This is a genomic window from Bradyrhizobium sp. BR 10261 (genome assembly GCF_019455395.1).
Classification (GTDB): Bacteria; Pseudomonadota; Alphaproteobacteria; order Rhizobiales; family Xanthobacteraceae; genus Bradyrhizobium; species Bradyrhizobium manausense.
In genome coordinates, this window is the sequence record NZ_JACOFQ010000005.1 from 47,147 (window position 1) to 71,192 (window position 24,046).

At 64.1% G+C, this 24,046-nt stretch carries 22 protein-coding genes; 13 read left to right on the plus strand and 9 right to left on the minus strand.

Features of this window, described 5'->3' with window-relative positions:
- Positions 1-236 precede the first annotated feature (236 nt).
- From HYH07_RS07030 to dusA, 5 genes are all read left to right on the plus strand, one after another.
- A complete protein-coding gene (locus HYH07_RS07030; protein ID WP_220001815.1) occupies positions 237-1,109 on the plus strand; it encodes a GNAT family N-acetyltransferase in 873 nt (290 codons plus the stop codon).
- 27 nt (positions 1,110-1,136) lie between these two features.
- Positions 1,137-2,315 carry an alanine racemase gene (locus tag HYH07_RS07035; protein WP_228749301.1) on the plus strand — a complete coding sequence of 393 codons (1,179 nt, stop codon included), beginning with the start codon at positions 1,137-1,139 and terminating at the stop codon, positions 2,313-2,315.
- 22 nt (positions 2,316-2,337) lie between these two features.
- Positions 2,338-3,795, plus strand: a complete 1,458-nt coding sequence (locus HYH07_RS07040; RefSeq protein ID WP_220001817.1) for an aldehyde dehydrogenase family protein — start codon at positions 2,338-2,340, stop codon at positions 3,793-3,795.
- 228 nt (positions 3,796-4,023) lie between these two features.
- Positions 4,024-5,346, plus strand: a complete 1,323-nt coding sequence (locus HYH07_RS07045) for an FAD-binding oxidoreductase (RefSeq protein WP_220001818.1) — start codon at positions 4,024-4,026, stop codon at positions 5,344-5,346.
- Positions 5,347-5,491: 145 nt separating this feature from the next.
- Positions 5,492-6,487, plus strand: a complete 996-nt coding sequence (gene dusA, locus HYH07_RS07050; RefSeq protein WP_220001819.1) for a tRNA dihydrouridine(20/20a) synthase DusA — start codon at positions 5,492-5,494, stop codon at positions 6,485-6,487.
- A 4-nt stretch (positions 6,488-6,491) separates the two neighbouring features.
- Here the strand turns inward: dusA and HYH07_RS07055 are convergent, their stop codons facing one another.
- From HYH07_RS07055 to HYH07_RS07075, 5 genes are all read right to left on the minus strand, one after another.
- A complete protein-coding gene (locus HYH07_RS07055; RefSeq protein WP_220001820.1) occupies positions 6,492-7,046 on the minus strand; it encodes a TIGR02281 family clan AA aspartic protease in 555 nt (184 codons plus the stop codon).
- A 28-nt stretch (positions 7,047-7,074) separates the two neighbouring features.
- A complete protein-coding gene (locus HYH07_RS07060) occupies positions 7,075-7,278 on the minus strand; it encodes a DUF1289 domain-containing protein (protein ID WP_220001821.1) in 204 nt (67 codons plus the stop codon).
- Positions 7,279-7,323: 45 nt separating this feature from the next.
- Positions 7,324-8,919: a HAMP domain-containing sensor histidine kinase gene (locus HYH07_RS07065; RefSeq protein WP_220001822.1), complete on the minus strand. Its 1,596-nt coding sequence runs from the start codon at positions 8,917-8,919 to the stop codon at positions 7,324-7,326.
- 129 nt (positions 8,920-9,048) lie between these two features.
- Positions 9,049-10,326: a sodium:proton antiporter NhaD gene (gene nhaD, locus HYH07_RS07070; protein WP_220001823.1), complete on the minus strand. Its 1,278-nt coding sequence runs from the start codon at positions 10,324-10,326 to the stop codon at positions 9,049-9,051.
- Between the two features lie 12 nt (positions 10,327-10,338).
- Positions 10,339-11,271, minus strand: coding sequence for an NAD(P)-dependent oxidoreductase (locus tag HYH07_RS07075; protein ID WP_312016653.1), 933 nt, complete (start codon positions 11,269-11,271; stop codon positions 10,339-10,341).
- A 134-nt stretch (positions 11,272-11,405) separates the two neighbouring features.
- Here HYH07_RS07075 and HYH07_RS07080 point away from each other — a divergent pair, with 134 nt between their 5' ends.
- From HYH07_RS07080 to HYH07_RS07105, 6 genes are all read left to right on the plus strand, one after another.
- Positions 11,406-11,843, plus strand: coding sequence for a VOC family protein (locus HYH07_RS07080; protein ID WP_220001825.1), 438 nt, complete (start codon positions 11,406-11,408; stop codon positions 11,841-11,843).
- A gap of 54 nt (positions 11,844-11,897) precedes the next feature.
- Positions 11,898-13,040: an Mrp/NBP35 family ATP-binding protein gene (locus HYH07_RS07085; RefSeq protein ID WP_220001826.1), complete on the plus strand. Its 1,143-nt coding sequence runs from the start codon at positions 11,898-11,900 to the stop codon at positions 13,038-13,040.
- Positions 13,041-13,234: 194 nt separating this feature from the next.
- The gene (locus HYH07_RS07090) at positions 13,235-14,326 is read left to right on the plus strand and encodes a TRAP transporter substrate-binding protein (protein WP_057758482.1); all 1,092 of its coding nucleotides are present in this window, start codon (positions 13,235-13,237) and stop codon (positions 14,324-14,326) included.
- Between the two features lie 221 nt (positions 14,327-14,547).
- Complete coding sequence (locus tag HYH07_RS07095; protein ID WP_220001827.1) at positions 14,548-14,880, plus strand: hypothetical protein; 333 nt, start codon at positions 14,548-14,550, stop codon at positions 14,878-14,880.
- A 139-nt stretch (positions 14,881-15,019) separates the two neighbouring features.
- Entirely contained in the window at positions 15,020-15,352 is a 333-nt protein-coding gene (locus tag HYH07_RS07100) for an MmcQ/YjbR family DNA-binding protein (RefSeq protein WP_220001828.1), read from the plus strand.
- A 334-nt stretch (positions 15,353-15,686) separates the two neighbouring features.
- On the plus strand, positions 15,687-16,445 hold the full coding sequence (locus HYH07_RS07105; RefSeq protein ID WP_220001830.1) for a sulfite exporter TauE/SafE family protein: 759 nt from the start codon (positions 15,687-15,689) through the stop codon (positions 16,443-16,445).
- Positions 16,446-16,466: 21 nt separating this feature from the next.
- On the opposite strand, the gene HYH07_RS07110 is transcribed toward HYH07_RS07105, so the two are convergent.
- Entirely contained in the window at positions 16,467-17,840 is a 1,374-nt protein-coding gene (locus HYH07_RS07110; protein WP_409363886.1) for an epoxide hydrolase family protein, read from the minus strand.
- Between the two features lie 336 nt (positions 17,841-18,176).
- Between HYH07_RS07110 and HYH07_RS07115 the strand changes: the two genes are divergently transcribed.
- Positions 18,177-18,851, plus strand: a complete 675-nt coding sequence (locus HYH07_RS07115) for a response regulator transcription factor (RefSeq protein ID WP_220001831.1) — start codon at positions 18,177-18,179, stop codon at positions 18,849-18,851.
- A gap of 22 nt (positions 18,852-18,873) precedes the next feature.
- Positions 18,874-20,229 (plus strand): ATP-binding protein, encoded by a 1,356-nt coding sequence (locus HYH07_RS07120; protein WP_220002022.1) that lies wholly within the window; start codon positions 18,874-18,876, stop codon positions 20,227-20,229.
- A 177-nt stretch (positions 20,230-20,406) separates the two neighbouring features.
- On the opposite strand, the gene HYH07_RS07125 is transcribed toward HYH07_RS07120, so the two are convergent.
- From HYH07_RS07125 to HYH07_RS07135, 3 genes are all read right to left on the minus strand, one after another.
- Complete coding sequence (locus HYH07_RS07125) at positions 20,407-21,678, minus strand: M20/M25/M40 family metallo-hydrolase (protein WP_220001832.1); 1,272 nt, start codon at positions 21,676-21,678, stop codon at positions 20,407-20,409.
- 138 nt (positions 21,679-21,816) lie between these two features.
- Positions 21,817-23,418, minus strand: coding sequence for a TRAP transporter large permease subunit (locus tag HYH07_RS07130; RefSeq protein ID WP_220001833.1), 1,602 nt, complete (start codon positions 23,416-23,418; stop codon positions 21,817-21,819).
- Complete coding sequence (locus HYH07_RS07135; RefSeq protein ID WP_057758465.1) at positions 23,415-23,954, minus strand: TRAP transporter small permease subunit; 540 nt, start codon at positions 23,952-23,954, stop codon at positions 23,415-23,417. Before HYH07_RS07135 ends, HYH07_RS07130 begins: the two co-directional genes overlap by 4 nt.
- Between the last annotated feature and the right edge of the window lie 92 nt (positions 23,955-24,046).

Consider the following 24,046-nt stretch of genomic DNA (forward strand, 5'->3'; position numbering starts at 1 on the left):
GAGAGTTGACGAGAAGGCGACGCCCTATTGATGGGACGCCTCACCGCCGATGGCAGCAGATTGATCCTGTTGCCGCATCATCAATGAAATTCTATGCCGAACTTTGCGCCAGCCCGGCGGCGTAATGCCGTCGCACCCAAGTTACGCTGCGAACTGCGCGGGGATCATGAGGTGGCCTCACGCTATCAGGCATTGGCGATCAGGCCGGCAAACCCCGCAAGAGACGTCTACTCAATATGACAACCGCAGCTTACCAGGCCGAAGATCGTGACAATGCAGACGTGGCCCTGCTTCCTTTCTCCAGATCGCATCTGGAAGGCGCCCTGAAGCTCTCGCAGGAGATGTCCTGGCCCTACCGGATCGAGGATTGGGACGTTGCGCTGCAGTTGGGCTATGGCTTTGTTCTGCAGCGCGGTGGGACGGTGATCGGCACCGCGGCGTGGTGGCCGTACGGCGAGACGCATGCGTCCGCCGGCATGATCATCGTCGCGAAGGCCGCTCAGGGCCGCGGCTATGGGGCGCGGCTGATGGATGCGTTGCTGACGTCCGCGCGCCCGCGGATCATCTCGCTGAACTCGACCGCCGAAGGCGTCACGCTTTATCGCCGCCGCGGCTTTGTGCCGACCGGGATCATCCATCAGCATCAGGGAATTCCACGCCCAAGCCACGAGACGCCGCGACCTGGCCTCCTCAGGCCGATGGCCGCATCGGAGTTCGGAGCGATCGCGCGGCTCGACCGCATTGCTACGGGGTTGGAGCGGCGGCAGTTGCTGAATCGGCTGTTCGATAGCGGTGACTGTTATGTCCTGCTGCGTGACGGCATGCTTTGCGGCTACGCCATCTCTCGTCTTTTCGGCCGCGGGCACGTCATCGGCCCCGTGGTGGCCGAAAGCCCGACCGATGCACGCGCGCTGATCGAATTCGCGATCGCGCGGCTCGGCCCTGTCTTCGTCCGGATCGATACTCCGGCCTCCTCGCAACTCGGGGAATGGCTCGAAAGCATCGGGCTGCAACGGGTCAGTGATGCCACCACCATGGTGCTGGGGACACCGGCTCCATGGACTGGACCGGCCCGCATGTTCGGCCTCGCCAACCAGTCATTCGGATAAGGGGACATCGGGATGCTGCGCGGGGAGATGGACAGAACTGATATCCCAGATGCCGGTCCGGGCGAGACGGTCGCAACGGTCGGTGCGTTGGCAACACCGGCTCTCCTGCTCGACAAGGACCGCCTGGACCGCAATCTCGTGCGCCTGTCCTCTCGTATGGCAGGGCAACGCGTCGTGCTGCGTCCCCATATGAAGACGGCGAAATCCATTGACGTCGCCCAACGCGTCTATCCATCGGGAGCGGGACCGATCACCGTCTCCACCTTGGCGGAAGCGGAGTATTTCGCGCAGCATGGATTCCGGGATATCACCTATGCCGTGGGACTTTCTCCTCACACCGCCGACAGAGCAATGCGCCTGCGGAAAGCAGGCGTCGACCTCAAGGTGCTGCTGGATTCGCCTGAGCAGGCGGCCATGCTTGGCGCGACCGGTCGCGCAGCCGGTGTGACACCATCCGCCTTCATCGAGATCGATTGCGACGGTCACCGCGGCGGGCTGACGGCGACCGATTCCAAGCTCATCGCCGTCGCGGCGGCGCTCGCCGAGGCAGGCGTCAAGATCGCCGGCATTCTCACGCATGCCGGCGAATCCTACGGCCTCAGCACGCCCGCGGCCCTTGTCGCGGCTGCGGAGAACGAAAGGGCCGTGGCCGTCGCCGCCGCAACGACATTGCGCGCGGCGGGGCATGAATGCCCTGTCGTGAGCGTCGGCTCGACGCCCACCGCCCATTTCGCCGAAGACCTGACCGGCGTCACGGAAATGCGCTGCGGCGTCTACATGTTCTTCGATCTGGTCATGCACGGTGTCGGCGTCTGCACCACCGACGACATCGCCATCTCGGTGCTCGCCACCGTGATCGGCACGAAGCCCGAGAAGGGCTGGATTTTGGTTGATGCGGGGTGGATGGCACTGTCGCGCGACCGCGGCACCGCGGCGCAGCGGGTCGACCAGGGATACGGTCTGGTCTGCGATGTCGCCGGCAAGATCTATCCCGACCTGATCGTTTCGCAAGCGAGCCAGGAGCACGGCATCCTCGCCATCAGGCCCGGGTCGGCGCACGCTTTGCCCAATCTTCCGGTCGGCGCGAAGGTCCGCATCCTGCCCAATCACGCCTGTGCAACGGCGTCGCAACACGAATTGTATAACGTCGTCTCCGCCGGCAGCGACGCGATCGAAGCGCGATGGCCCCGGGTGCGCGGCTGGTAGGCCGTCGAAAGGATCGCTTCCAATGACCTCGCCCGTTCGATACCTGGCGGAAGCCGGCTTCCTCAGCAAATTCTACATCGATGGAGAATGGCGGAAGCCGGCTGGATCGGCCGCGGTGAGCGTCGTCAATCCGGCGACCGAGCAGCCGATCGCCGACATTGCTCTCGGCAATGATGAGGATGTGGACTGTGCGGCTGCAGCTGCGAGAAGCGCCTCCGCCAGCTGGTCCATGACACCGCCTGCTGACAGAGCGGCGCTGCTCAACCGGGTTCATGGTTTGCTGCTCGAGCGGCTGGAGTTGTTCGCGCAGGCGCTGACGTGCGAGATGGGAGCCGCCATCACCTATGCGCGTCGGGCCCAGGTGCCGCTTGCCGCCGAACATATCCGTGTCGCACGCGACAATCTCGCGAACTATCCGTTCGTCACCCCACGCGGCAGCACCGCGATCATGCGAGAGGCGATTGGCGTCTGCGGCCTCATCACCCCCTGGAATTGGCCTCTCTACCAGATCACAGCCAAGGTCGGCCCCGCGCTCGCGGCCGGTTGCACGGTGGTGTTGAAGCCGAGCGAATTGTCGCCCCTGAGCGCCTTGCTATTCGCCGAGGTGATGGACGATGCCGGTTGTCCGCCCGGCGTCTTCAACCTCGTCAATGGAACAGGTCCGATCGTGGGCGCTCGTCTGGCGTCGCATCCGCAGGTGGACATGATCTCGATTACCGGCTCGACGCGCGCTGGCGTTCTCGTTGCGCAAGCGGCAGCGCCCACCGTCAAGCGCGTTGCCCAGGAGCTCGGCGGCAAGTCGCCGAATATCATCTTGCCGGACGCCGATCTCAGCCGCGCTGTTCCGCTCGGCGTCGGCGCCGCCTTCCGCAATCTCGGTCAATCCTGCAGCGCACCGACCCGCATGCTCGTGCCTCGCTCACACATGGAAGGGGTCGAGACCTTGGCGGCCGCGGCTGCTTCAGAACTGGTTGTCGGCGATCCCCTTGCGGAAAGCACGACTCATGGTCCGATTGCTAACCGGCCGCAGTTCGAGCGCGTGCAGACCATGATCGATGTCGGTCTGAAGGAAGGCGCCAAGCTCGTCATCGGCGGGCCGGGGCGGCCTGAGGACCTTCAGATTGGCCTCTATGCGCGGCCAACGATCTTCTCCAACGTCCATCGAGACATGAGGATCGCGCAGGAGGAGATCTTCGGCCCGGTGTTGGCGATCATTCCCTACGACTCGGTGGACGAAGCCATCGCGATCGCCAACGACACCGTCTACGGCCTCGGCGCTCATGTACAAGGCACGGACATGGAGACGGTGCGCGCAGTCGCCCGCCAAATCCAGTCGGGGCAAGTGCATCTCAACCATCCCGACTGGGACCCCAACGCACCTTTCGGCGGCTACAAGCGCTCCGGCAACGGTCGGGAATACGGTCTTGAGGGCATGGAGGAGTATCTGGAGACCAAGGCCGTCCTCGGATTTTATCGATGAAGGCCAGCGATACCGGAGCAATCCAACGGACGAGCAGGTCGCGCCGCCCTCCGCCGAATTGGGACGCGGCTGGGGCTTGAGCAGCATCGTCCGATCAGGCGGTCAAACACCCCTACATCTTGCGAAGTCCGAGATGATTTCAGCACATTCTATCGCGCGCATGATGCGATGAAGGCGCTGATCGGGACTTTCCTTTTCGCATCCCCGGCAGCCGAGGTTCGTTGAAACATGTCGCCCCACGTCGAGCGCATTCACAGCGATGAGCGTCTCCCAGCCGAGGCCGACGTCGTCATCGTCGGCGGCGGCATCCTCGGCTCTACGGCCGCCTATTACCTGGCGAAGCGCGGCCTCTCTGTGGCGCTCCTCGAGAAGGGCCACGTCGCCTGTGAACAATCGAGCCGAAACTGGGGTTGGTGCCGCCAGCAGAACCGCGATCGCCGCGAATTGCCGCTCTCGGTGATCTCCATGCGGCTGTGGGACGAGCTCACGCGCGATATCAATCGGGACCTCGGATTTCGACGCTGCGGTCTCGTCTATGCGACCCACGACGAGGCCGTGCTCGCCGGCTGGGAAAGGTGGCGCGAGGTCGCCAGGGAGTACGACGTCGACACCCGCGTGCTGAGCCGGGCGGAGGTGGCCGAGCGCGTCCCCGAAGCGCGCGACAAATGGGTCGGCGGGACCTATTCGGCTCGGGACGGCAAGGCCGAACCTGCGCTTGCCGCGCCTGGTATCGCCGAGGGGGCCAGAACTCTGGGCGCCACAATCCACCAGGGATGCGCCGCGCGGGCGCTCGACTTGGCCAATGGCAGGATCGCGGGCGTGCAGACGGAGAAGGGCTATATCAGAACCAGCGCGGTGCTGTGCGCGGCCGGCGCCTGGTCCTCGCGCCTCCTTCGGCCGCTCGGGATCAGTTTCCCTCAAGCGAGCATCCGTCAGACCGCGCTGCGCTCTACCCCGACAATCAACATAGGCGAGGCGGTCTCCACTCCTTACTGCACGATCACGCGCCGACTGGACGGCAGCTATACGCTTGCGATCAGCGGCAAGGCGAACCTCGAAATCACGCCTCAGGCTATCCGGTATAGCCGGGAATTCATGCCGCAGTTCATGCGTCGCCTGAAGAACGTCAGGCTCGGCGTCGGCCAATCGTTCGTTTCGGGACCGGATTCAATGGCGGCGCTGCTGACCAACGACGATCGGATCTTCGAGCAGAATCGCGTGCTGGATCCTCCGCCCTTGAAATGGCTGGTGAGCCAAGTGGTGGAGAGTGTCCGGAAAACCTTCCCCCAACTCGGCGAAATCAAGATCAATAGCGCCTGGGGCGGCTTCGTCGATTGCACCCCGGATGCAGTTCCTGTGGTGTCGCGGGTGGACGGGGTGCAAGGCCTCGTCCTCGCGGCGGGCTGCTCGGGTCACGGCTTCGGTTTGGGCCCGGGGCTCGGCTATCTGGCCGCAGAGCTTGTCGTTAACGACACGCCTTGTGTCGATCCCACACCGTTCCGGCTCTCGCGTTTGGTCGACGGCTCGAAGCTGGACATCGCCGCCATCTGACGATAGGGCCGTCGATGGAACAGATCGGCCTCTTTATTCCAGTTGAACCGGAAGTGCGTTCAGGCAAAGGATATGCGCGCTTCAAATGGTCAGCGGCGAATGCCGGTTTTTCCTGGCATAGCCGATTGGAGTAGGGTGTAAATTATTGAAATCGCAAAGCTATCGCTTTTCCGTCGCGCCGATGATGGATTGGACCGACCGGCATTGCCGGGTGTTCCACCGCCATCTGACTCGGCGGGCGCTGCTGTACACGGAGATGCTGACCACCGGCGCGATCATTCATGGCGATCGGGAGCGGCTGCTCGGCTTTGACGCGGTGGAGCACCCGGTAGCGCTTCAGCTTGGCGGATCGAATCCTGGTGAGCTCGCGAAAGCTGCGCGGATCGGCGAACAGTTCGGCTATGACGAGATCAATCTCAATGTCGGCTGTCCGTCCGACCGGGTAAAGGACGGTCGCTTCGGTGCCTGCCTGATGGCGGAGCCGGAGCTCGTCGCAAGATGTGTCGACGCGATGAAGGGCGCGGTGTCCGTTCCCGTTACGGTGAAATGCCGCATCGGCATCGATGACCAGGATCCCGAAGTCGCGCTGGATACGCTGGCGCGCGCCGTCGTGGCTGCAGGCTGCGACGCGCTGATCGTGCATGCGCGAAAAGCGTGGCTGAACGGTCTTTCGCCGAAGGAAAACCGCGACATTCCGCCGCTCGATTATGATCGTGTCTATCGGCTCAAGCGCGCGATGCCGGATGTGCCTGTCATCATCAATGGCGGCGTTCTCGGTATCGAGGAGGCGAAAGCGCATCTTGCGCATGTCGATGGCGTCATGCTCGGCCGGGCCGCCTATCAGGAGCCGTGGCGGCTGCTCGCCCTTGATAGCGACATCTTCGGCGAAGCTCCTCCGCATGCGACGATGCAGGACGCGTTCGAGGCGATGATGCCTTATATCGAGGCGCAGCTCGCGCGCGGTACGCGCCTGCACGCCATAACGCGGCATTTCGTCGGCGCCTTCCACGCAGTGCCCGGCGCGCGGGCCTTCCGTCGCCATCTTGCCGAACAGGGCGTTAGGCCGGGAGCTGGGGTTGATGTGCTGCGCGATGCGATCGCGCGTGTTGGGACACGCGCGCCGGCCGAGGCGGCAGCCTAGGTCCTCAATCCACTGCCGTGCGGGCGCGGCGATGGCTACTTTGCAGCTCCGGATAGCCCGTGAGCATCAGCGTGTCGGAGCGCACACCCCAGCTCTCGAGGCGATCGAGGAAGCTCATGCCGAGCAAATTGGTCTTCATCTGCCCGCGCTGCACGACGAGGGCCGGCACCGATTTCTCGACGAGATGGCCGACGGCGAGACGATCGAGCGTCAGCCGGGCTGCCTTGGTGTGGCCGCCGGCGGTTTCGAGGTCGACGTCGTATTCGAGCATCTCGAGTGGCAGGCCGATCGCCTTTGCGGTCTCCCAGGTCAGCACCACGGAGGTGGCGCCGGTGTCAATCACCATCGGCGCGGCGACGCCGTTGATCTTGGCGCGCAGCGCAAATTCTCCGCCCTGACCGCGCTGGATCTGCACGGCGGGGGCCGGCACCGCGGTCTGCGCGCGGAAAATATGTGAGACCGTGTGGCTTGCGCGCGCGATCTGGCCGGGATCGCCATAGGCGACGACGGCGCCCCCGGTTCCTGCCAGCAAGATGAGAACGAGCAGGAGGCGGATCATCGCACGCCTCCGATGGCCCGGACGCCGGTCAGGCGCGTTTCGGCGATCCCGCGATCGGCAAAAGGCCAGCGTCCGCCATGCGCGCCGGCAACAGCGCCATGACGGCGAGCCGTTCGACGCTCTCCATGGCGTGCCAGCGCGCGATCTCCGGCAAGGTCCGGCCGCAGCCGAAGCACAGCTTGGTTTTGGGATCGATCATGCAGACGGCGACGCACGGCGTTTCTTTGCTCATACGTGGATATTGAAGGAATATCGGGCATGTCGGCAAGCATGTGTTTTACGAGCCCGTGCCTGCACTCATGATGGGCTTGTGGCGCGGCCGGCGCTTTTCATCGAGAAGCATAGAACTCTCTGGCTGCAGTGGTGGCGAATCCTCCGATAGCGGCGCCAGCGCGCTCATCACGCGCTCCGGCGGGAAGGTGACGATCACTTCGGTGCCGATGCGCAGCTTCGATTTCAGCGTGAAGGTGCCGCCATGCAGGTCGATCAGGTTTTTGGCGATGGGCAGGCCGAGGCCCGCGCCCTGTTCGGCCGACTTGATCGAGTTGGAGCCCTGGCCGAACGAGGCGAGCACGATCGGGATCTCGTCCTCGGGGATGCCCGAGCCGGAATCCCTGACCGAGAGGTACTGGCCTCCCGAGGCGGTCCAGCCGGCCTTCAGCCAGATCTCGCCGCCCTGCGGGGTGAACTTGATCGAGTTCGAAAGCAGATTGAGCACGACCTGGCGGATCGCGCGCTCGTCGGCCCAGAGCCGCGGCATCGCCTGCTCGAACACTTCGTGGATGGTGATGCCTCGGCTCGAGGCGCGCAGTTTCATGAGATGATGGCAGTCGGCGACGATGCCGACCAGCGACACCGCTTCCTCGTTCAATTCGTAGCGGCCGGCCTCGATCCGCGACAGATCGAGGATCTCGTTGATGAGGTTGAGCAGATGCACGCCCGAATTATGGATGTCGGCGGAATATTCCTTGTAGACCGGCACCGCATGCGCACCAAAGATCTCGCTTTTCATCACCTCGGAGAAGCCGAGGATGGCGTTGAGCGGCGTGCGCAGCTCATGGCTCATCTGTGCCAGGAAGCGCGATTTCGCCACGTTGGCGGATTCGGCGCGGTGCCGCGCCTCGTCCGAGATCGCCTTGGCCTGTTCGAGCTCGCCGATCAACGCGTCCTTCTCGGCCCGCGCCTCCAGCGTCGCGAAGGTCGATGAGTGAAGACGATGCGCCAGCAACGCGAAATAGCCTTCGGCCGCGAGCGCGAGCGCGGCCAGGATGTAATTGTCCAGCGAGCCGGTCATCGCAAAGCTCAGCGCCATGGCGACCGCAACAGGCGCGGTGGCGGCGAGGGCTGCGATCGGCAGATTGGCGGCAAGCATGCTCGACACTGCGATCACCAGCAGCATCAGGAACATCATCAGCGTTTCCGTGACCATGTCGAGCACGGGATGGATCAGGATCGCCATCCAGCACAGGCCATAGAGCAGGTCGAGCACGACGAAACGTGTCCGCCAGGCGCGCGTTGCCGCCGGCGAGGCGGGCTCTGCCAGGAAGCGGCGGCAGCTGCGGATCATCGCCGCGTGAAGGCAGATCATGCCGGCGGTCCAGGCGGCGGCGGGGATCGGCTGCATCCACAGTCCGAACAGCACACCGGTCGCGACCACCAGCAGCATCACGACATAGGATGCCGATAGCCGCGTCTGGGCATATTGGCGCAACAGCTCGGCGTCGAAGGCCGGCCGGGTTCCGCTGGTCGACGTTAACTTGTCGCGTGCCTCGCGGACCCGCTGCGACGCAGCCCTTCGGCTGCTCACTGATGGAGCGCTGACCGGCGCGGCCGGAAGCTGCACTACCTCAGGCTTTTCAGCGGGGTTACTCATCAAGCAACAACGGTTCCTGCCCGCGTCGGACGCGCGCCTTCTGCATTGTCTATCTCTGGCAAGAAATCCTTAAGAGGTGACTTAAGGAGCTAAAGAATTACGTTAACGAGGCGTTAAATTTGGATCGGGTCAGTGCAGCCACGCATGTTGCGCGACGTAGACCACGGCGCCAGCCAGATAGCCCGCAAGCGCCGCGCCCGCGATGCGTCGGGCGTACCAGAGGAACTCGATCCGCTCCAGCCCCATCGCGGCAACGCCCGCCGCCGAGCCGATGATCAGGATCGAGCCACCGGTGCCGGCGCAATAGGCGATGAACTCCCAGAGGAAGCTGTCCGTCGGGTAGTGGCCGAGGTCGTACATGCCCATGGTCGCCGCGACCAGCGGCACGTTGTCGATGATGGCGCTGACCAGGCCAAGCACGACGACGATGACGTCCTGGCGGCCTATCGTCGTCTCCAGCCATCTGGCCAGCATCGTCAGGAGGCCGGCATGTTCGAGGCAGGCGACCGCGAGCAGAATGCCGGTGAAGAACACAATCGAGCCCATGTCGATCCGGGTCAGCGCATGCCCGAGCGAGAGAGGCTGGCGCACGTGCTCATCCTTGTTGCGGTGAAGGACCTCGCCGACCAGCCAGACGATACCGAGGCCGATTAGCACGCCCATGAAGGGCGGCAGATGCGTGAGCGTCTTGAAGGCCGGCACCGCAATCAGCACGCCGAGCCCGAGACAGAACATCAGGTTACGTTCGAACCGGTCAACGGCGAGCAATCCGTCCTCCGATTGCGGCGCCGCGATGGTCTTGCCCCTGAGCGATAGGCTGATGAAGGTGAGCGGCACGAGCAGATTAACCAGCGCGGGCAGGAACAGCGCGCGCATGATCTTCAACGGCGTGATCTGGCCGCCGATCCACAGCATTGTGGTGGTGACGTCGCCGATCACGGTCCATGCGCCGCCGGCATTCGCCGCGATGACGATGAGGGAGGCGAATAGCAAGCGGTCGTCGCGCCGGGCGATCAGGCGCTGGATGAGCGAGATCATGACGATGGTGGTCGTCAGATTGTCCAGGATCGCGCTCAGGACAAAGGACACGAAGCCGACCACCCATAGCAGCGTGACCTGGCTCGTCGTGTTGATGCGGGAGGTGATGACCTCGAAGCCGTCATGGGCGTCGACTACCTCGACGATCGTCATCGCTCCGATCAGGAAGAACACGATCTGCGCGGTAGCCGCGACGGACTCGTCGAGCTGATGACTGACCAGCGCGTGATCCCTGATGGTGACCGCGTAGATGGTCCAGAGCAGACCCGCGCCGAGAAGCGCGGTCGCGGTCTTGCTGATCCCGAGGGGATGCTCGAGCGCGATCGCCGCATAGGTCACGACGAAGATTGCGGCGATCGCGGTCAGCAAGGCAGTATCAGGTCAGCGATTGAGGCGCGCGAGCAGGCTCGACGTATCCCAGCGCTTGCCGCCCATCTTCTCGACCTCGGCATAGAACTGGTCGACCAGCGCGGTGACCGGCAGGCTGGCGCCGTTGCGGCGGGCTTCGGCGAGCGCGATCGAGAGATCCTTGCGCATCCACTCGACCGCGAAGCCGAAATCGTACTTGCCCTCGTTCATGGTCTTGTAGCGGTTCTCCATCTGCCAGGACTGCGCCGCGCCCTTGGAGATGGTCTCGATCACGGCCGCGACGTCGAGGCCGCTCTTGTTGGCGAAGTGGATACCTTCCGAGAGGCCCTGCACGAGGCCGGCGATGCAGATCTGGTTGACCATCTTGGTCAGCTGGCCGCTTCCGGCGGGCCCGAGCAGCTTGCACATCCGTGCATACGCGCCCGTGATAACAGGTTCGGCGCCGGCATAGTCTTCTTGCGCGCCGCCGCACATCACCGTCAGCACGCCGTTCTCGGCGCCGGCCTGGCCGCCGGAGACGGGCGCGTCGATGAACTTGAAGCCGGCCTTGGTCGCCGCCGCGTCGAGCTCGCGCGCGACTTCGGCGGAGGCGGTGGTGTGATCGACGAAGGTCGCGCCCTTCTTCATGCCTGCGAATGCGCCGTCGGGGCCGATCGTGACGGCGCGCAGATCGTTGTCATTGCCGACGCAGCACATCACGAAATCCTGGCCCTCGGCGGCAGCCTTCGGGGTCGGTGCCGTCTTGCCGCCGAACTTGTCCGCCCACTCCTTCGCCTTGGCCGCGGTGCGGTTGTAGACGGTGACCTCATGGCCCCCTTTTTTCACGAGGTGTCCGGCCATGGGAAAACCCATCACGCCGAGACCGAGGAAAGCGACTTTAGCCATATGTGTGTCCGTAGCTTGAGTTTTACGGTTGCAGCCGGGCGAGGGGCGCCAGCCGGGGATCCCTAAGGTTCCGCCTGAGGGGGGAACGGGCGCACCATAAACCGTTAGGGGCGGAGGGCAACGGCTTCGTTTGGCGGCCTCCTGTGCTAGGATGGCGGGCCTCAAGGACCTGCATAAAAAAAGGGAGTAAAGGCATGGGCAGCGTGAGCGTTGGCGTCCTCGATCATTTCAATATTCGGACCCGGCATCTGGCCGACACGGTCTGCTTCTACGAGGACGTGCTGGGCCTCGAAAAAGGACCCCGGCCGAATTTCGCCTTCCCCGGGGCCTGGATGTACAGCGAGGGCAAGCCGGTCGTGCACCTCGTCGATATTTCCCCGACCTCCGAGCCGCAAAAGCCGGATTCCGGCGTGGTCCACCACGTCGCCTTCGTCAGCCGTGGCTTCGACGGCATGAAGCAGCGCCTGGCTTCCAAAGGGATGAAATTCGACTCCCGCCAGGTGCCCGGCGGCGAGCTCTGGCAGATCTTCGTCCATGACCCCAACGGGGTCATGATCGAGCTCAATTACGAGGCGGCCCTGGAGCAGGGGACCGCACCCAAGGAGATGGCTGACGATATCGGCAGGCAGTAGCCTTTTGGCCGTTTCCGCTCTAATGGGGCATCTTGAACTTCCAGGAGATGCGCTTTGAGCGTGACGCAGCAACAGGTCCTCGACAGCCTCGCCAAGATCAAGTCGCCCCGCGGGGTCGCGCTCACCAATGCCAATGTGCTGAGCGCGATCAGCGCGTCCGATGGCAAGGTGTTCTTCTCGATCAACGTCGATGCCGCCGAGGCGCGGGCCTGGGAATCCGTCCGGGCCGAGGCCGAGGCCGCCGTGCGCGCCATCCCCGACGTCACCACCGTCATGGTCGCCCTCACAGCCGAGCGCAAGCCTGGCAGCACGCCGCCGCCACCCCCGCAGCCGAGCCGTGGCACACCAGGCGTGCAGCCGGTCCACGCCCACAAGCCGCCGCCACAGGGCGGCGCCCAATCGCCGATGGCGCGGCAGTCCGAAATTCCCGGCGTCGCCGCCGTGATCGCGGTCGCCTCGGGCAAGGGCGGCGTCGGCAAGTCGACCACCGCGCTCAATCTGGCGCTCGGCCTGCGCGACCTCGGCCTCAAGGTCGGGCTGCTCGATGCCGACATCTACGGCCCCTCGGTGCCGCGCCTGACCGGCCTGCACGAGAAGCCGGAGCTGGACAGTGAGCGCAAGATGATTCCGCTGCGGCGCTTCGGCCTCGCCATCATGTCGATCGGCTTCCTGGTCGAGGAAGAGACCGCGATGATCTGGCGCGGGCCGATGGTGATGTCGGCGGTGACGCAGATGCTGCGCGACGTCGCATGGGGCACGCTCGACGTGCTCGTCGTCGACATGCCGCCGGGCACGGGCGATGCGCAGCTCACGCTGGCGCAGAACGTGCCGCTGAAGGGCGCCGTGATCGTCTCGACCCCGCAGGACCTGTCGCTGATCGACGCGCGGCGTGGGCTGGCCATGTTCAAGAAGGTCAACGTGCCCGTGCTCGGCATCGTCGAGAACATGAGCTATTTCCAGTGCCCGCATTGCGGCACGAAATCCGACATCTTCGGCCATGGCGGCGCGCGCCACGAGGCCGAGAAGCTCGGGGTACCGTTCCTCGGCGAGATCCCGCTGCACATGGCGATTCGCGCCACATCCGACGCCGGCAATCCCGTCGTGGACAGCGAACCTGGTGGCCCTCATGCGGCGATCTATCGCGCCATTGCGGGACAGGTCCGGGACCAGCTCAAGGGCGCGATTTCCGCAGCCTGAGCCTGATGTCTGGGGACATGCGACTTTCGTCGCCCCCCGTCATGCCAATGTCGCGTTCCGTGGCAAGGGCTTCCGTGTTAAACGCCACGGCAGCAAAGCCCCTTCGGTTCGACGCGGCTCAAATCCGCGTCGGCGGGACGAGTGGCAGCAAAGAGGAAGTTCGGGGACACGCCCCAGCAAGGAGAGACCTGAAAATGAAGCGTCGTGATTTTCTGAAAGTGTCGGCAGCAGGCGCGGCTGCGTCAGCCGCGGTGGCCTCGCCGGCGATTGCGCAGTCCTCGCCCGAGATCAAGTGGCGCATGACGTCGAGCTTCCCGAAGTCGCTCGACACCATCTATGGCGGTGGCGAGCAGCTGGCGAAGTACGTCGCCGAGATGACCGACAACAAGTTCCAGATCCAGGTGTTCGCCGCCGGCGAAGTCGTCCCCGGCCTGCAGGCGCTCGATGCGACCTCGAACGGCACGGTCGAGATGTGCCACACCGTCTCCTACTACTATGTCGGCAAGGACCCGACCTGGGCGATCTACGCCTCAGTGCCGTTCGGCCTCAACGCGCGCCAGCAGAACTCCTGGTGGTACCAGGGCGGCGGCGCCGAGCTCGGCAACGAGTTCTTCAAGAAGTCGAACGTGATCGGCTTCGCTTGCGGCAACACCGGCACCCAGATGGGCGGCTGGTTCCGCAAGGAGATCAAGACCGTTGCGGACCTCTCCGGCTTGAAGTTCCGCATCGGCGGCATCGCCGGCCAGGTGCTCCAGAAGGTCGGCGTGGTACCGCAGCAGCTCGCCGGCGGCGACATCTATCCGGCGCTGGAGAAGGGCACCATCGACGCAGCCGAGTGGGTCGGCCCCTATGATGACGAGAAGCTCGGCTTCGCCAAGGTCGCCAAGTACTACTACTATCCGGGCTTCTGGGAGGGTGGTCCGATGGTCCACGCTTTCACCAACCTCGACAAGTGGAATTCGCTGCCGAAGAACTACCAGGCGATCCTCACCAACGCGGCGGCCAACGCCAATAGCTGGATGGCCGCGCGCTACGACATGCAGAACCCGGCGGCGCTGAAGCGACTGGTCGCCGGCGGCACGCAGCTGCGTCCCTTCACCAACGAAGTGCTGGAAGCCTGCCTCAAGGCGACCAACGAGCTGTGGGCCGAGCTGTCGGCCAAGAACGCCGACTTCAAGAAGTCGATCGACGCGATGCAGGCCTACCGCTCCGACGAATATCTGTGGTGGCAGGTCGCCGAGTACACCTACGACAGCTTCATGATCCGCTCGCGCACCCGCGGCTGATCCTCGACCAGTCTGTCGGACTGAATGGCCCGGCCTCGTTCGCGAGGCCGGGCTTTTTCGTGATGCGGCAGGCTTATTCAAAATCTGCAAAACAACCCCATGCACAGTAGGGACGGTGATGCGTGGAAGGAGTTGGGCTTGACCCGTCGGGCAAAACAGTGGCATAAGGCGATAATCGAATAATCCGAAATCCGCGTGGCGGTCATCACCCTTGGGCGACGATGAATTTCGATCCCGATGACGTTCAGCGCGCCTTGCGCAAGGCATGGTCGTTAGCGACAGCCAGCCAGTGGACCGTGGACAATCCGGCAGCAGGACAATGCAACGTCACGTCGCTGCTCATTCACGACCTCTTTGGCGGTGAGTTGCTCAAGACACCGTTGCCGGCCGGCGACCATTTCTACAATCGGATCGGAGGCCACAGGTATGACTTCACGGCAAGCCAGTTCGATCAGCCGATCACTTACATGGACTTGCCGGCAAGCCGGGCCGAGGCGGAGCAGGGGGCAACGAGCGGCCAATTGGCTGCACTCAGCGCTGCTTTTCAGAGATAATCCATCACGTCAGGCTAAAAGCCTCTGCAATCGGGCCCTTCGTTTGGCAAACGAGTTGTAGTCACGATTCCACGATTTTGCACGAGGGCACGCTGTGCCGTGGCGTGACTCACGGAGCCGTTCTTCCCAGGAGTTGCCGATGGCCACGAGCGCAGACCTTCGCCGCATAGCCCTGTCGCTGTCCGGGACGACGGAGGCCCCTCACTTCGATCGCGCCGCTTTCAAGGTGGCCCGGATCTACGTGACCCTCGCTGCCGACGGCAAGACGGCCAACTTCAAGTTCACGCCGGACGAGCAGGAGCTCAAATGCCTGACGGCGCCCGAAGCGTTCGCTCCCGTACCGAACGCCTGGGGCAAGCAAGGCTGGACCACGGCAACACTGGCGAAGCTGACTTCGGGCGAGCTGAAGTCGGCACTGGAGACAGCGTGGCGCCACGCTCTGTCGAAACCGCGAAAGTCCAAGCGCGATTGAGCAGCTCCGTCGTTGCACCCAAAACGGGCGGAGAAATGCATCTCTCGCTTTCCGGCGTCGCTCGCCGGAATTGCTCCGAGATCAATGTTATTATTGTACTGATATGAAGATCGGAGCATATTCCTGGCAATCAGCAAATTGCACCGGGTTCGTCCCCCGGGACTTCGGAGCCACGACAATGCACCCCAGTTATTTCGACCTGTTTCTCGCGTTCATCGGACTGTCGTTTGGCGTGCCTTCAGCGCTGCCCCGCTTGTTCTTCCGCAGCGACAGCTCGTCGCGCTCACGCGCTTCGTAGCGACGCCGAGCGGGCGGTGGTGTCGGAGCAACCGATATGGAGATGACGCTCACCACCATCCTCATCGCCTTATCAGGCGTGTTCCTGATCTGCTTCATGAAGGGCGCGTTCGGCGGTGGCTTCTCGATCGTCGGCATTCCGCTGCTGTCCTTTGTGATGGACCCGGTGACCGCCGGCGGCTTGCTCGCGCCGCTGTTCATCGCGATGGACCTGTTTGCGCTGCGCTACTGGAAGCCGTCGACCTGGTCGAAGCCGGACCTGGTGCTGCTATTGCCTGGGCTCGTGATCGGCATCGGTCTTGGCTATCTCTTGTTTCGCGTGCTGGATCACCGCGCCGTCGCGATCGTGATGGCGGTTGTGACGTTGATTTTCGTGGGCCTGTGGTTCTTCGGCGATCCCAAGGTGACCATTGCGCCGCGTTCGGCGCCGAAGGCGATCGCATCCGGTCTCGCCTCGGGTGTCACGACCATGGTCGCGCATTCCGGCGGACCGCCGCTGGCGATGTATCTGTTGCCGCTCGGCCTCACCAAGGAGGTCTATGCCGGAACGACCAGCCTGTTCTTCACCGTCGGCAATGCCACCAAGGCGGTGCCATGGCTGCTGCTGACGCGTCCCGGCGGCAACGAATGGATCGTGATGGCGATCTGTCTCTTCGCCATTCCCGCCGGGGTCTGGCTCGGCTGGCGCCTGCACGGACGGCTGGACCAGCAGCAGGTCTTCCGCGCTTGCTACGGGCTGCTGGTCGTCACGGCGCTGAAGCTGCTGTGGGACGGTGTGTCCGGCTATCTCGCCTGAGCGGCCGCACCGTCGTGGCGGTCAGGTTGAACTGCGCAGCGGCCGGAAGGCGTCGCGAATCTCGCGGCTGAAAATCGCGGGCTGCTCCCATGCCGCAAAGTGCCCGCCGGCCTCGGCCTGATGGAAGTAGATCAGCTTGTGATAGGCCCGCTCGGCCCAGCTCTTCGGCGCCACAAAGCTCTCGCCGGGGAACGCCGTCACGGCGGCCGCGATGGTGACATTGGCCGGCAGATAGAGATTGGTCTTGTTCTCCCAATAGAGGCGCGCCGAGGAGATCGCGGTGTTGGTCAGCCAGTACAGCGAGATGTTGTCGAGCACGTCGTCGCGCGTTAGCGCTCCCGCTGAATGCCCATTGACGGTACGCCCTGCGACGGCCGAGGCGATCGCCGCGGCCGGCTGGGCGTAGCCGTCGCCGTGATCGAGCAGCCAGGCGGCAAGGCCGGCAGGGGAATCGGCAAGGCCCGACAGCGTCTGCGGCCGCGTGCCCATGATCTGCGCATAGGCGCGCCGCTTCGTGAACTGAATCTTGAGCTGGGCGAAGACGTGCTTCTCCTCGTCGGTAAGGTCGGCCGGTGCAGGGTCGCCCGAGGCCACGGCCTTGAAAATCTCCGGCGGCACGACGCCGGGCAGGTTGACGTGAATGCCGATCAGTTCCGGCGCGCCGAGCTTGGCCATCTCGTTCGTAACAGGCGAGCCCCAGTCGCCGCCCTGCGCGACGAACCTGCTGTAGCCGAGCCGCTTCATCAGCACGACCCAGGCCCGCGCGATGCGCTGCGGATCCCAGCCCGTGGTGGTCGGCTTGCCCGAAAATCCATAGCCGGGCATCGAGGGGATGACGAGATCAAAGGCGTCGTCGGCGCCGCCGCCATGCGCGGTCGGATTGGTCAGGGGATCGATGATCTTGAGCTGCTCGATCACCGACCCGGGCCAGCCATGCGTCACGATCATCGGCAGCGCGTTCGGATGCTTCGAGCGGATGTGCAGGAAATGAATGTCGAGGCCGTCGATCTCGGTCAGAAATTGCGGCAACGCGTTGAGCCGCGCCTCGACCTTTCGCCAGTCGTAGTCGGTCTGCCAATAGCGGATGAGCGCCTGTTGCGTGGCCTGAGGCACGCCTTGCGAGTCGTCGTCGACGGTCTCCTTGTCGGGCCAGCGGGTGATGGCGAGACGGTGTCGGAGATCGGTGAGCGCCTTGTCGGTGATATTGATCTTGAAGGGGCGGATCGCGTCCTTCGTTGCGGCTGGTGCCGGGCCGGCCGGAAGCAGGGTTGCGACGCCGGCGGCCATGATGCCGGTAGTGGCCGTGGTGAGGAGCTTGCGCCTATCGTGGTCGACGGCTTCGTTGCTGGACATCACCGCCGTAGCGGCGGCCCGTGGTCTGATGAACGTCCTCATGGAACCTCTCCTTTGCCTGGGATGTGCCTTGGGATGTGCCTTGGGATGTGCCTTGAGATGTGCCTTGGGATGTACTTTGGGATGTGCTTTGGCGTTTCGTCCGGATCATCCCGCCAAAGCGCGGGACGCGCCTGTTATGAGTTGTGAGAGGTCGTTAGCCTTTGTTGCGTCGGCGTCTTTCGGGCGGCGTCTCGCCGTTCCAAGCCGCTAAAGATGCGCCCGGAAGAAAGCCCGACCGCCGTCATTTTTTGCTGGCCCAATCCGCTGAATGGTGGAACAGATCGGCAATCGCCGCGTGCGCGCGGTTCGGAAATGCCGGAAGCTTGAGTTTACTGCATGCGCCTTCTGATCGTCGAGGATAATGTCGAGCTGTCGCGGCTGGTTGCCAGCGGGCTGGCGGCGGCCGGCTATGAGAGCGATATCGTCGGCAGCACCGAGGAGGCGCGTGAGGCGGTGCACAACGTGAGCTACGCTGCGATGATCCTGGACCTCGGCCTGCCCGACGGCGACGGCCTAATGGTGCTGCGCGAGCTGCGACGGCAGATGGAGCCGCTGCCGGTGCTGGTGCTGACCGCGCGCGGCGGCTTGCAGGACCGCGTCAACGGCCTGCGCAGCGGCGCGGACGACTATCTGGCAAAGCCGTTCGCGATGGAGGAGCTGGTGGCGCGGCTGGAAGCGATCCTGCGCCGCCCGGGGCAATTGCTCGGCCGTTCGTTGCGGCTTGCCAATCTCGTCTACGACACCGAGAGCCGCCAGATCTTCGTCGACGACAAGCCGCGGATCATCTCCTCGCGCGAGACCTCCGTGCTGGAGATTTTGCTGCGCCGGCAGGGCAGGGTGGTGCCGAAGAAGAATGTCGAGGATCACATCTTCGGGCTCGAGGGCGAGGTCGCCTCCAATGCGGTCGAGGTCTATGTCTCCCGGTTGCGCAAGCAGCTCACTGAACACGGCGCCAAGGTCGTGATCCACACGATCCGTGGCGTCGGCTATATGATGGCCGAGGAGAAATAGCGTGGCTTGGGGCGGATTCCAGATCGGGTCCAAGACCGGATATAGGACCGGATCCAAACTCCGGGCCCCCTCGTTCAAATCGCTGATCTCGCGCATCGTGTTCCTGCACATCATCGCGGTCGCGGTGGTGGCGATCTTCCTGCCGTTGGTCCTGTTCTGGCTGTTGAACTCCGAGATCGACCAGCTGCATCGGGCGGCGATGCGGGCCCAGGCCGAGACGCTTGCCGAGCGCATCTCTGTCCAGCCCGACGGCAAGGTGACGTTCAATCTGCCGGACAGTCTGCGGGGTCTCTATTCGGAAGCCTATGGCCGCTACCAGTACGATATCCGCGATGTCGACGGCCGCCTGCTGTTCTCATCGCACAAGAAGACCGGCGATGTGAGGTCGGACACGGTTTCGGGTGCCGAAGTGACGCAGACGATCGACGGCACCACCGTTCGCATCAGGGTCGGGGAAGACCTGTCCCACCGCGACGTCATCACCGACGATATCGTATCCAACTTCTTCCGCCGGGTCGGGTGGATCACCATTCCAATTCTTCTGATCCTGCTCGCCATCGACATCTTCATCTTCCGCCGCGCCATTGCGCCGCTCTGGAAGGCGTCGGAAGAGGCCAGCAATATCGGCCCTGCCCGCACGGACGTCCGTCTGCCGACGGAGCAGATTCCGCGCGAGATCATGCCGCTGGTCACCGCGGTGAACCAGGCGCTCGACCGTCTCGAGGACGGCTTTCGCCTGCAGCGCCAGTTCACGGCCGACGCGGCCCATCAGTTGCGCACGCCGCTCGCGATCCTGCGCACGCGCATCGAGACCCTCGGCAACAGTGCGGTCAGGCAGCTCCTGCATGACGACATCGAAGGCATGAGCCGGATCGTCGCCCAGCTGCTGGAGATCGCCGAGCTCGACACCTTGGTGCTCGATCCCGGCGAGACCGCCGATCTGCGCGCCGTCTGCGCCGAGGTGGTCGGCGCGATCGCGCCCCTCGCGATCGCACAGCACAAGGACATCGCGCTCAAGGGCGCCGAGGCGCCCGTGCTGATCCACGGCAATTCCGAGATGCTGCAGCGCGCGGTCTTCAACCTCGCCGAAAACGCCATCAAGTTCACCGCGAAGGAGACGTCCGTCGACGTCGAGGTCGGCGACGACGGTTCGGTGCGGGTGCGCGATTGCGGCCCCGGCGTGACCGAAGAGGAGCGTGAGCTGATCTTCCAGCGCTTCTGGCGCAGGGATCGCCAGCGCAGCGACGGTGCGGGCCTCGGCCTCTCGATCGTGCGGGGCGTCGCCGACGATCATGCTGCAACGGTTGCGGTGGACAATCTCCCCGGCGGCGGCGCCGAGTTCACGCTGCGGTTCAGGCTGGCGGAGGAGGGGGCTTAACCCTCTCCGCTTGCCTTCAGGAAGCGTAGGCTGGGCAAAGGCGCACTCGCGCCGTGCCCACCATCTCTAACCGAATTTTGCAGTACGTGGGCACGCTTCGCTTTGCCCACCCTACGATATCTGCGCTCGTGGAGAGAACCACTTCTCCCACAAGGGGAGAAGGAAGAACGCCGACCGCTATTTCAGCTTGCCTGTGGACAGATCCATGATCATCCGCGTGGTCAGATAGAGGCGCGGCACGATGCTGTCGAGCTTCACATATTCGGCGTCATTGGAATGCGCGCCGAAGCCTGACAGCCCCATGCCTTCGATCACGGCGCCCTTGGTCTTGAGCGCGGCAAAGGCGGCATCGGTGCCGCCGCCCGTCGCCTTCTCGGCAACGTTCATGGATAGTCCGAGCTCCTGATAGATCGTCCTGGCGTAGGCCGCCACGCGGCGCGAGGCGTCGTTGGCCTCGAGCGGTGGGCGCCGCACTTCGAATTTCAGCTCGACCTTGGAGTCCGGCAGCAGGCGATTCCTGATCTTCTCCTGCAGAGTCTTCTCCAGCTCGTCGAAATCGGAAACCTTCAGCGCGCGCGCATCGGCCTGCGCGGTGGCCTCGGCCGGGATCACGTTGCGGTTGGTGCCGGCTTTCGACACGGTCCAGTTCAGCTTCAGGCCCTGCTCGGGCTTGGACAGATCCTTCATCTGCAGCACCTGGTGCGAGAGCTCGTAGAGCGCGTTGATGCCGCCCTCGGGACGGGAACCGGCATGCGACGACTTGCCTGTCACCGTCAGATAGGCCGAGCCGATGCCGCTGGTGGCGAGCCGCACCGAGCCGTCGGTGCCGCCGCCTTCGAACGAGAAGACGACGTCCTGATCGGAAGCGAACCCGGTGATGGTGCTGCGCCAGCCGGGCGAGGAGATCTCCTCGTCGCTGTTGGTGAGCACCGTGAGCGTGCCGTAATCCCTGAAGTTCAGCTTCTGCAGCATCGCGACGGTGTGGAGAATGAGCGCGACGCCCTGCTTGTCGTCGGCGATGCCGAGGCCATAGGCCTTGTCGCCGTCGATGCGGAACGGCTGGTCCTTCAGCATGCCCCGCAGATACACCGTGTCCATGTGGGCGATCAGCATGATCTTCCTGGTGCCGGTGCCCTTGAAGGTGGCGTGCACGGCAGGTCCAATCTTCTCCGGCGTGTCATCGAGCCGATAGATGTCGGTGGGTTGCAGGATCTCCACCTCGCCGCCGATCCGCCTGAGCTGGTCGGCGACGCGGCCCGCGATCACGTTGAGGCCCTCGACATCCCCGCTGCCGGTTTCGATGTTGACGAGATCGCGCAGCGTATCGAGCAGCGGCTGCCGCTCCTGCTGCGCCAGCGCGTGGATGTCGGCCATCGGTTCGGCGGCGGCACTTGCAAGCCACAGTGAGGCGAGCAGGGCGAGCGACGAAGAGATGAGCGATCGTGACATGCGCGGCGGTCCATCGGTTGGAGGATGGCCCGGTATGCCTGCGTTTGCCGCGCTTGTCACGTGTAACGCCACCTTCTCCCGCATCCGCCTTCGCCAAGGCTTCGGCGGACATGAGGGGAGAAGGAAGAAATGCGGTCGCTACTTCTGCGGTGGTCCCAAATCCAGCGGGGGCAGGTCGATCTGCGGCACCTCGATCTTGACCTTGTCGAGGTCGACACTGACAGGCTTGTCCAGCAGGCCCGTCACGGTGATCGGGAAGGCGATCACGATCAGCACCATGATCATCTGCAGGCCGATCCAGGGCATCGCGCCCCAATAGATGTCCGAGCTCTTCACTTCCTTCGGCGCGACGCCGCGCAGGTAGAACAGCGCGAAGCCGAACGGCGGATGCAGGAACGAGGTCTGCATGTTGACGCAGAGCATGACGCCGAACCAGATCAGCGCCGGTCCGTCGCCGACGACGGGCCCCAGGATCTTCTGCGCGATCGGCGCGATCATCGGCAGGATGATGAAGGCGATCTCGAAGAAATCGAGGAAGAACGCCAGGAAGAAGATGAAGAGGTTGATGAAGATCAGGAAGCCCCAGACGCCGCCGGGCAGCGACGTCAGCATGTGCTCGAGCCAGACGCCGCCGGAGACGCCGAGGAACACCACCGAGAAGCAGGTCGAGCCGATCAGGATGAAGGTGACCATGCAGGTGATGCGCATGGTGGTCTCGTAGCCCTGCTTGATCAGGTCGCGCAGGTCGGGGATGCGCGCGGCCTGGATGCAGATCCAGGCGACCGCGAGATAGGTGATGGCGAACGCGATCTTGAAGATCACGTTCTCGGTGAACAACATCGCGACGATGGTGCCGATGCCGGCAGCAACCACGCCTATGATCAGCACCTTGCGGTCGGTCGAGGTGAAATCCTTGTGGTGGATCGCGGCGAGCACAATGGCACCGACCGCGCCCATGGCGCCGGCTTCGGTCGGCGTCGCAAGGCCCATCATCATGGTGCCGAGCACGACGAAGATCAGCACGGCCGAGGGGATGATGCCCATCAGGCACTTCTTCCACAGCGCCCAGCCGGTCAGCGTGCGCGCTTCCTTCGGCACCGGCGGCACGTGCTCGGGCTTGATCAGGCCGAGGATGAAGGTGTAGCCGGCGAACAGCAGGATCTGGAACACCGAGGGGCCCCAGGCGCCGAGATACATGTCGCCGACCGACTTGCCGAGCTGGTCGGCGAGCACGATCAGCACCAGCGAGGGCGGGACCAGCTGCGTGATGGTGCCGGAGGCGGCCAGCACGCCGGTGATGTAGCGCATGTTGTAGCCGTAGCGGATCATCACCGGCATCGAGATCAGCGCCATGGCGATGACCTGCGCCGCCACCGTGCCGGTGATGGCGCCAAGGATGAAGCCGACGATGATGACGGAGTAGCCGAGGCCGCCTCTGATAGGGCCGAACAGCTGGCCCATCGAATCCAGCATGTCCTCGGCGAGGCCACATCTCTCCAATATCGCGCCCATGAAGGTGAAGAACGGGATCGCGAGCAGCAGCTCGTTGGAGAGCACGCTGCCGAACACGCGGCCCGGGATCGCCTGCAGGAAGTTGAGGTCGAAGAATCCGAGATGGATGGCGAGGAAGCCGAAGGAGAGGCCGACCGCGGCAAGCGTGAACGCGACGGGGAAGCCGAGCAGCATCGCCAGAACCAGGCCGCCGAACATGATCGGCGGCATCATCTCCAGCGTAATCATTGGGTCGGCCTCTCGTACTTGGCGTCGATCGTCACATAGCCCTGGAGAGCCGCGATACGCTTGATGACTTCGGAAACACCCTGCAGCGCCAGCATCACGAAGCCGGCGGGGATCACGAACTTGATGGGCCAGCGGACCAGGCCGCCGGCATTGCCCGACATCTCGCCGACGTCATAGGCCTGCATGAAGAACGGCCAGGACAGATAAGCGAGCAGGAGGCAGGAAGGGATCAGGAAGAACAGCGTGCCGATCAGGTCGAGCCAGAGCTGGCCGCGCTCGGACAGCATCAGATAGAGAATTTCGACCCGCACATGCTCGTTGCGCTTGAAGGTGTAGGACGCGCCGAACATCACCAGGATCGCGAACATGTACCATTGCAGCTCCAGCCAGCCGTTGGACGAGTAGCTGAACGCGTAGCGGATCATGGCATTGGCCGCGCTGACCAGGCATGCGAAGAGCACGAGCAGGTTACAGACGTACCCAATCTTCTCATTGAGGGCGTCGATGGCGTTACTCATCGCCAGCAATGGACGCATTTTACCTTCTCTCCGTCGCGGCCCAACACTTCACGGGAGGCTTCAGCACGCAACGCCCGGCCGGCGTGCAAAAGCACGCGACCGCACGGATC

Coding starts and splice junctions, on each gene's coding strand:
- HYH07_RS07125 (WP_220001832.1), bottom strand. CDS start 21,678: ATGTCACGATCGCTCATCTCTTCGTCGCTCGCCCTGCTCGCCTCACTG.
- HYH07_RS07055 (WP_220001820.1), bottom strand. CDS start 7,046: ATGATCCGCCTCCTGCTCGTTCTCATCTTGCTGGCAGGAACCGGGGGC.
- HYH07_RS07045 (WP_220001818.1), top strand. CDS start 4,024: ATGTCGCCCCACGTCGAGCGCATTCACAGCGATGAGCGTCTCCCAGCC.
- HYH07_RS07040 (WP_220001817.1), top strand. CDS start 2,338: ATGACCTCGCCCGTTCGATACCTGGCGGAAGCCGGCTTCCTCAGCAAA.
- HYH07_RS07060 (WP_220001821.1), bottom strand. CDS start 7,278: ATGAGCAAAGAAACGCCGTGCGTCGCCGTCTGCATGATCGATCCCAAA.
- HYH07_RS07100 (WP_220001828.1), top strand. CDS start 15,020: ATGGCCACGAGCGCAGACCTTCGCCGCATAGCCCTGTCGCTGTCCGGG.
- HYH07_RS07090 (WP_057758482.1), top strand. CDS start 13,235: ATGAAGCGTCGTGATTTTCTGAAAGTGTCGGCAGCAGGCGCGGCTGCG.
- HYH07_RS07135 (WP_057758465.1), bottom strand. CDS start 23,954: ATGCGTCCATTGCTGGCGATGAGTAACGCCATCGACGCCCTCAATGAG.
- HYH07_RS07035 (WP_228749301.1), top strand. CDS start 1,137: ATGGACAGAACTGATATCCCAGATGCCGGTCCGGGCGAGACGGTCGCA.
- HYH07_RS07065 (WP_220001822.1), bottom strand. CDS start 8,919: ATGAGTAACCCCGCTGAAAAGCCTGAGGTAGTGCAGCTTCCGGCCGCG.
- HYH07_RS07030 (WP_220001815.1), top strand. CDS start 237: ATGACAACCGCAGCTTACCAGGCCGAAGATCGTGACAATGCAGACGTG.
- HYH07_RS07095 (WP_220001827.1), top strand. CDS start 14,548: ATGAATTTCGATCCCGATGACGTTCAGCGCGCCTTGCGCAAGGCATGG.
- HYH07_RS07110 (WP_409363886.1), bottom strand. CDS start 17,840: ATGAGGACGTTCATCAGACCACGGGCCGCCGCTACGGCGGTGATGTCC.
- HYH07_RS07115 (WP_220001831.1), top strand. CDS start 18,177: ATGCGCCTTCTGATCGTCGAGGATAATGTCGAGCTGTCGCGGCTGGTT.
- HYH07_RS07080 (WP_220001825.1), top strand. CDS start 11,406: ATGGGCAGCGTGAGCGTTGGCGTCCTCGATCATTTCAATATTCGGACC.
- HYH07_RS07105 (WP_220001830.1), top strand. CDS start 15,687: ATGGAGATGACGCTCACCACCATCCTCATCGCCTTATCAGGCGTGTTC.
- HYH07_RS07130 (WP_220001833.1), bottom strand. CDS start 23,418: ATGATTACGCTGGAGATGATGCCGCCGATCATGTTCGGCGGCCTGGTT.